The sequence below is a fragment of the Streptomyces sp. SID5643 genome, from assembly GCF_009872555.1.
Lineage (GTDB): Bacteria > Actinomycetota > Actinomycetes > Streptomycetales > Streptomycetaceae > Streptomyces > Streptomyces iakyrus.
Map to the genome: position 1 here is coordinate 1 of NZ_WWIC01000243.1, position 1,965 is coordinate 1,965.

At 68.9% G+C, this 1,965-nt stretch carries 1 protein-coding gene and 1 pseudogene; both read left to right on the top strand.

Annotated features, from left to right (window positions below; translation table 11 throughout):
* Nucleotides 1–1,548: LCP family protein (locus GTY56_RS26795; RefSeq protein ID WP_237525056.1), on the top strand; the 1,548-nt coding region annotated here is incomplete at its 5' end.
* 229 nt (nucleotides 1,549–1,777) lie between these two features.
* Nucleotides 1,778–1,965 (top strand): annotated as a pseudogene (locus GTY56_RS40830) (LCP family protein); the annotation flags it as partial.

Genomic DNA, 1,965 nt, shown 5'->3' on the forward strand with positions numbered 1-1,965 from the left:
CGGCCCGAGACGCCCGGGCGCGCGGTGCCGCCGCCGCGCAGGCGCCGCGGGGCGCCGGAGGAGCCGCTGCCGGGACGGCGTGGACGGCGTCCGGCGAAGAAGGCCTCGAAGAGCAAGAAGGTCCTGCTGTGGACCGGCGGCGCGATGGCGTTCGTGCTGGTCGCCGGGGCGGGCGCCGGGTACTTCTACATCGAGCACCTGAACGACAACATCGCCTCGGTCTCCGACGACGGCGCCAGCACCGGTGGCTTCAGCAAGGACAAGGCGATCAACATCCTGCTGATCGGCACCGACAAGCGCACCGGCAAGGGCAACGGCAGCTACGGCGACGCGGGCAGTGTCGGGCACGCCGACACCACGATCCTGCTGCACGTCTCCAAGGACCGCTCGAACGCGACCGCGCTGAGCATCCCGCGTGACCTGATCGTCGACGTGCCGGACTGCCCGACGACGCAGGAGGACGGCACACAGAAGGTCATCCCCGGCACGCAGCAGGTCCGCTTCAACACGAGCCTCGGCCAGGACGGCCGTACGCCCAGCTGCACGATGCGGACCGTCACCGAACTGACCGGGGTCAAGCCGGACAACTTCATGGTCGCGGACTTCAACGCGGTCAAGACGCTGACCAGCGCGGTGGGCGGGGTCGAGGTCTGTGTGGGCAAGGACCTCGACGACCCGGACTCGCACCTCAAGCTGTCCAAGGGCATGCACACCATCGAGGGCGAGCAGGCGCTGGCGTTCGTGCGCACCCGGCACGCCGTCGGTTTCGGCGGCGACCTGAGCCGGATCGGGCTCCAGCAGCAGTTCCTGAGCGCGCTGATGCGCAAGCTGAAGTCCAACGACACCCTCACCAGCCCGTCGAAGATGCTCGACCTGGCCGAGGCGGGCACGAAGGCGCTGACCGTCGACTCGCAGCTGGACAGCATCAGCAAGCTCAAGGACCTCGGCCTGGAACTGGGCAAGCTCAACACCGAGAACCTGACCTTCACCACCATCCCGGTGATCGACAATCCGACGGAGAAGGTCAAGGCCACGGTCGTGCTCAACGAGTCGACGGCCCCGCAGGTCTTCGACATGATCAGGAACGACGTCTCCTTCACCGCCGTCAAGGAGCGGAAGAAGAAGGAGGCCGCCGCGGTCGCCGCCCGGCTGAAGGGCACCAAGGCCCCGGCCTCCGAGGTGCGGGTGCGGATCCTCAACGGCGGTGCGGTCGCCGGCAGCGCCCAGGAGACCCTCGGCTGGTTGCAGAACGAGGAGGGCGTGACCAAGTCGGAGAACGCCGGCAACGCGCCCGCCCCGCTGGCGAAGACGACTCTGGAGTACGCGCCCGACCAGGCCGACCAGGCCCGCCGCCTCGCGGACCTCATGGGCCTGTCCGGGTCCGCGATGAAGCCGGGCGAGAGCGTGACCAACGACCAGGGGCTGCCCGCGATGACGCTGACCCTGGGCAAGGACTTCGAAGGGGCGGGCGTCTCCCTCACCGCGCCCACCAAGGCACCGGAGGGGGTGCAGAAGTCCACCGCCGACAAGGTGGAGTGCGCCAAGTGACGGGTCACGCCTTCCCGTTCACCGGAGTTCCTCAAAACAAATGGGCGGGATTGCCCAGTTGTGAGACGTGGAATTTGTCACCCACGTCGCTTGACGCCGAAGTGTGCGGATAGTGTGTGCGATCCAGTGCTCTCACCCATGAGGTCCGTCCTGGGGCGTGCACTGCTCGACCAGCACCGTGCGCCTTCCGGGGGAGGGCGCCGCGTGGCTCGACGGAGGAATCAGGCACGTGGACGCGCAAGGCCGTGGGCGGGCGGACGACATCGACCCCGCAGACCAATGGGTGCTCAACCCGAACACCGGCGAATACGAACTGCGACTGGCCCCTTCCGCAGCGCAGTCGCCCGTGCCCGGCCCGCGCGGTACCACCGGCCGAGGCCGTGGCACGACCGCAGCGGCCGGTGCGGCAGGCACCCG